Origin of the sequence: Microbacterium sp. NPDC078814 (assembly GCF_040702645.1) — a bacterium.
In the GTDB taxonomy this organism is placed as follows: Bacteria; Actinomycetota; Actinomycetes; order Actinomycetales; family Microbacteriaceae; genus Microbacterium.
Window position 1 is genome coordinate 1 of record NZ_JBFBLT010000023.1, and the last position, 5190, is coordinate 5190.

At 62.6% G+C, this 5190-nt stretch carries 5 protein-coding genes; 1 reads left to right on the forward strand and 4 read right to left on the reverse strand.

Features of this window, described 5'->3' with window-relative positions; genetic code table 11:
- Positions 1–169 precede the first annotated feature (169 nt).
- Entirely contained in the window at positions 170–598 is a 429-nt protein-coding gene (locus tag AB0300_RS18540; RefSeq protein WP_366216647.1) for a DUF732 domain-containing protein, read from the forward strand.
- Here AB0300_RS18540 and AB0300_RS18545 read toward each other — a convergent pair.
- From AB0300_RS18545 to AB0300_RS18560, 4 genes are all read right to left on the reverse strand, one after another.
- Complete coding sequence (locus tag AB0300_RS18545; RefSeq protein ID WP_366216648.1) at positions 595–1212, reverse strand: hypothetical protein; 618 nt, start codon at positions 1210–1212, stop codon at positions 595–597. The two genes, AB0300_RS18540 and AB0300_RS18545, sit on opposite strands and share 4 nt — an antisense overlap.
- A complete protein-coding gene (locus AB0300_RS18550) occupies positions 1205–2293 on the reverse strand; it encodes a hypothetical protein (protein WP_366216649.1) in 1089 nt (362 codons plus the stop codon). The genes AB0300_RS18545 and AB0300_RS18550 overlap by 8 nt, the downstream gene beginning before the upstream one ends.
- 8 nt (positions 2294–2301) lie before the next feature.
- Complete coding sequence (locus AB0300_RS18555; protein ID WP_366216650.1) at positions 2302–2853, reverse strand: hypothetical protein; 552 nt, start codon at positions 2851–2853, stop codon at positions 2302–2304.
- Positions 2854–3039: 186 nt separating this feature from the next.
- Positions 3040–5145, reverse strand: coding sequence for a phage tail tape measure protein (locus AB0300_RS18560; RefSeq protein WP_366216651.1), 2106 nt, complete (start codon positions 5143–5145; stop codon positions 3040–3042).
- Positions 5146–5190 lie beyond the last annotated feature (45 nt).

A 5190-nucleotide genomic window follows, 5' to 3' on the forward strand; every position in this document is an offset into this window, starting at 1 on the left:
AGCCGCATCCGTAAGCCGACCGCGCACAAGAACACGGGAATCAGTCATCGGTGCCTCCACCTAAAGCTCTGGCAGGCGCAACCGCGACCCGCTATTGTGAGGGCACAGATAAAGCCCCCCACCGGATGTGCGTCCGGTGAGGGGCAGAGCCGACTACGAAGGAGTCGACGTGCCCAAGGTAACAGCCGCCGCAGCGGCACTACTACTGGTTTTTGCCCTCGCCGGATGCGGCGACAACGGAGAATCAGGCGTGGCCACGGCGCCTACCGATGGCCCCACGTCCTCGCAGGAGCGCATGAGCGAATCCGCGGCGCCGCTCGTTGCGGAGACACCTGAACCGTCGAGCGCGGAACAACTCGAGGCTGCATTCTTGGCTGACGTCCGTGATCGAATCGGGAAGTTCACGACTCAGATCCCGGACGCTACCGATGCCCAGCTACTGGAGGCTGGATACAAGGCTTGCGACCGTATCGAATCCGGCGAGCCCAGTGAGGATATCTCGCTGATCGAGGGCGAGACCAGGACGCGCGGCTACTACATGGACAGCGGAGCCATCATCACCGCAGCCCGCGTGTCGATCTGCTCGCCCTCTGACTAGGGCACCACGCGGAAGATCTCGTTGCCGTCCGACCAGATGCAGCCAGCAGGCGCTCCGCTTGCGAAGTTGCTGGGGATGGTGTCCAAGCCCGAAATGAGATGGGCGCTGGCTGTGATGGAGAAGGTGCGTGCGCCATGCTGCATCGAGACCATGCCCGGGCCGACGAAGACCTTGTTGGCCCCTTGGCGCATCTGAATGCCGCCGTTTTCATCTGCCTGCACCACGGCACCATTCGGGAACGTCACTCGGCCACCGTCGTTCGGATCGATGACCATGTTCCCGACCTGGATCTTGCCGCCCGCAAGCACGCGGATCGTCCCTGTCACATCAACGTTTCCCGTGATGTCGCCGGGGCCTTCGAGCCTCCACGGCCCGGTGACCTTGAAGTTTCCCGTTACCGTGAAAGTACCCGTCACGGTTGTCGTGCCGTCGATCTGCAACGTACCGACGATCTCAACACGACCACCAGAATCGATCCGCAGCAGCCCACCGATGAAACGAACCCGACCATTCGTGATCGACGACGCCTCAAGAGGGTTAGCCGTCTCCAACACCCTCACCCGCTCCTGCAACCTACGCAACTCCGCATACACATCCGACAAGTCATCAGCCATACGCCTGCACCTCCGGCCTCAAAGTCAAAGAACCATACGAACCCCGAACCGACACCACACGCTGCCGGTACGTGCCATCCGCAACCCACCAGTCATCCGCAACAGACATGTCCAGAAGACGACCGGGCGCGGCGAGCATCGGGGAAAAGTCGTCACCCGCATCAACGGCCAAAGACCACTGACGCACCGGGAACCGTTCAGCCGCAAAAGCCGCGTTCGACATCGCCTGCAAAGCCGCCTGATCGCGAATGTCCTTCGCGTAACGGAACGCGTCACGGATCGGACGTCCGTTCGGTGACCCCGCCCACGCAGTGATCGTGTCCTCACCGTGCCCGCGGCCAACATAGAAGACACCAGTCAGCCGTTTCGACGAATCGTCAGTGACGCTCACGTCCGTCGCTACCGGCTTCTCCACACTCAACGGCACATCGATAGCAGCACCGATAGCGATCTGCGGCTGCACAAGCATCTGCCACCGCACCGAGTACGTCGACGTGAAGTACGGTCGAAACCCGATCTCGTACCCCTGCTCCTCAATCGCCTGAAACAGTGACTCACCAGTGACCATCTCGTCACGCTTCACAGCCCTCGAGTACGCCCCCGACGCGTCAGCGGACAGGTCAACAGGAAGGTTCCACTCAGGAGCCCACTGGGTCAGGCGTGCCATCACCCGTGCCGCCGCGCCGGAGTGCGTCCGGTTCGTGATCGTCAGGTCACCGTTGATGTAGTTGTTGACACCGAACGTCGACCGGTCGTTCGCGAACGCCCGGATACCGCGACCGGTGACCTTGAACGTCCCCGCGGACATGTCGTACTCGGGGACACGGTTGAAGGTCGCCGACTCGATGTGGTCACCCCATGACACAACCAGGAACCGGGTATCAGCGTCGAAGTAGTCGTTAAACGCCGCCCGAGCCTCCGCCCGAGAATCGAAACCCTGAGCCTCAGCAACGAACTCCAACGACGACTCGTCCACACCGGACACCTTCGCCGTCCACGAGCTCGACCCCTCAGGGTTCAGCTTGAACAGCCGATCCCCCGTGAACGTGTCATGAACCCAACACTCGCGCGGAGATTCCATCGAGCCCCCTAAACGAACGTGTCCCTGACCTGCAACTGTGAGCCCTGTGGGCCGGTGAACGTCACGGGAGCACCCGGAGCCACAATCAACGACTGCGCCTTCGAGAACACCCCCGACTGGAGGACACCATTGCGCCGAACCCGAGCAGTAGCCGTCTCGATCGTGTGCGTCTGCCCCGCACTCAACGCCTGCGTCACCGTGAACTCACGACCCGCGACAGAAAGCGTGTACGGCGCTGTCTGTGGGCCAGTCACCACCACATCAGCCACAGCCCGAAAGTTGCCGTAGTGGAACACCGGCCCCGGTCGGAACGAATGGGGCTCGCCGAACACCTCCGGGTCAGGACACCACACACCGATCGAGTACGACGCCGCCCGACCATACGTCAGACGCTTCACACGCGGCTCATCATCCAGCTGCACGTCACACCAGTGCGTGCCAAAAGCCGAATCCACCGTCAAACGCCCGAACTCACCATCAGCAAGAACACTCGCGAGCTGCGCAAGCGCATGATCCTGCTCCACAGGAGTATTCGTCAGAATCTCGCCGCTCCACGTCACCAGACGCCCCGTACGGTAACCGCGCTGCTTCTGCGACCCGTGACCGAGGGGGCGCGGGGAATCGTCCCTACGGACCCCCACGCCCCCCTTACCGATCCACCCCTGAAGAGCATCCCGCTCCACCGTGAAACGTGCATCACCCGCGTCCCCCAGGAACGTCAACCCGCCAAGTCGAATCCGCATACGTCAGCCCCTCAGCGCTTCATTAATCGCCGCCGCCGACTTGCGAGCCAGATGCGACTCATTCATCCCTGGCAGTGCGTAGATGTTCTCGGTGATCTGAATCGGACGCTGCTCAGTTGGCATCGGAACCTGCTGATAACCAATCCGGTCGCCAGGGGCCTGCCACGAGCCGGTGCGCAGCGAAGCACGGTACGCCTCAATCCCTGCGTGCCCACCAGCAGCGTCCACCTCAGCGGCGGTGATGACATGCTCACCGGGGGCAAGCATGCGCAGCTCCGAATCGACACCCTTCGGCCCACGACCGACCACGGGACCACCCGTCGCCTGACCCGGAGGTTTGAGGACCGTGCCCACCCCGACCGTCGACACAGGAATGTTGAAATGTGTCCTGACGGCCTCGTTGAGACGGCCCAGCAGCGAATCCAGCCGCGCGTTCGCGTCGGCGGTCTGAAGGAGCACCCGGATCGTCCTGTCGTCCGGCATCCTGAGAAGCGTGTCCCGCAGATTTGCGGCTTCCTCCTCGCTGGCGCCCATCTGGATCGCCGCTTCATACAGCTTCTGCCGCTGCGCTTCCAGAGTCTCCGTGAATGCCGCCGCGTCACCATCAAGCTCGAGTTGCGCGGCAGCCGCGTCCGACGCATCCTGCGACAACCTCACGAGCATCTCTTTGTTGGCAGCGCCCGCCGCCGTAGTGATGTCCAGCCCACGACCGAACCCTTCCACCCCATCGTTGATGTTGCGGATCTGCTCGTCCACGTCGCGGAGGGTGTTCTGGTAGTCGATGTTCGCCGTTACCGCGTCACGGTTCTTGCCGTTGGCCTCATCGATGGTCGCGATGAGCGCAGAGAACTCGTCGTTCAGCGCGCCAACCGCGTCCGACTCGGCCATGTAGGCTTCCGCGGCGGTCTGCGTTACCTTCGCACCCTCCTCCGTCGCGAAAGCGAGGAGTTCGGTCATGTCGATCTGGCCGTCTTTGGTGGTGACGTCCCTACCCTGAGCGTCAGCGAGCTTCACGAGCTCATCGCGGTACGGCTTCATCGCGTTGAGGAGATCGACCTGCTCCGACTTCGACAGACCCATCTCTTCCGAGAGCATCCGGAATGAGCGAGCCGCAGCGGGCGCGTCGGTTTCCGCGAGCTTCGCCATCTCCTCACCCATCGTGGTGAGCACTGCGGAGAGCTGACTCGTCTCCCCACGCAGACCCCGGAGGAAGTCGTTGTGGGCGATGATGTCCAGGTTCTCGCGGAACTTCTCAGCCGAAGACACGGCCTCATCGAGCCGAGACAGAAACGGCACCGCCGAGTCCCCCGCCTCAAACAACTCCGCCGACGACTTCGCGTTCTTGAGAACGTTCTGGAACACCTCCGTGGAAGTACGAAGCTTCTCCTGAGCGACCGACAACCCCACGACCGCCGCCGTAGCTGCGACCATCGCGATGCCATAGGGACCCGTCAAGAACTGCCACATCGACTGCAAAGCAGCCTTCGACGACGCCCCAGTGATGTTCAGAGCCTCAAGAGCAATCCGAACCTCAACGATCTTGGGCGCAAGGGCAAGAGCACCGCCACCCACCAACGCCATGACGCCCACCGTCCCAGTCAGAGCAGCAATGACGCCCTGCACAGGATCAGGAAGATCGGACAAGAACCCCGAGAAGCCCGCCACAGCATCCGCAGCGTCCGAGATGGCGGGAAGGAAGACCTCGCCGAACTCGATAGCCACGTCCCGCACAGCGTTACCCGCGACGGTGATCTTCGCCTCAGTGGTCTCATACCTCTTTGCCGCCTCGTCGGCGAGAGCGGAGTTCTCCTCCCACGCCGCCGACCCCAATTGGAGTGAGTTGCGGAGAAGGTCACCGGAGTTCGCCATACCAAGCAGAGCCTGAGAGACGCGGATGTCGGTCTGGCCAAGGTTGGAGAGCGTCTGGAAGACGTCGCCACCCTCGGCGTTGATCCGGCCCAACCCCTCAACGAACGTCGCGATAGCCTCGGCCGGAGCCTGCTTGAACGCCGCCTGGAACTCGGTGGACGACATACCCGCGACCTTCGCGAACTCGTCCAGGGCCGCGTCCGTTTGAGTGGTGGTCTTTCGCTTCGTTGCGATGATCAGCTGTCGTTAGTTTAGGCGGCGGTGATCTCGGGGAGTATCACCGCC

Coding starts and splice junctions, on each gene's coding strand:
- AB0300_RS18550 (WP_366216649.1), bottom strand. CDS start 2,293: ATGGAATCTCCGCGCGAGTGTTGGGTTCATGACACGTTCACGGGGGAT.
- AB0300_RS18545 (WP_366216648.1), bottom strand. CDS start 1,212: ATGGCTGATGACTTGTCGGATGTGTATGCGGAGTTGCGTAGGTTGCAG.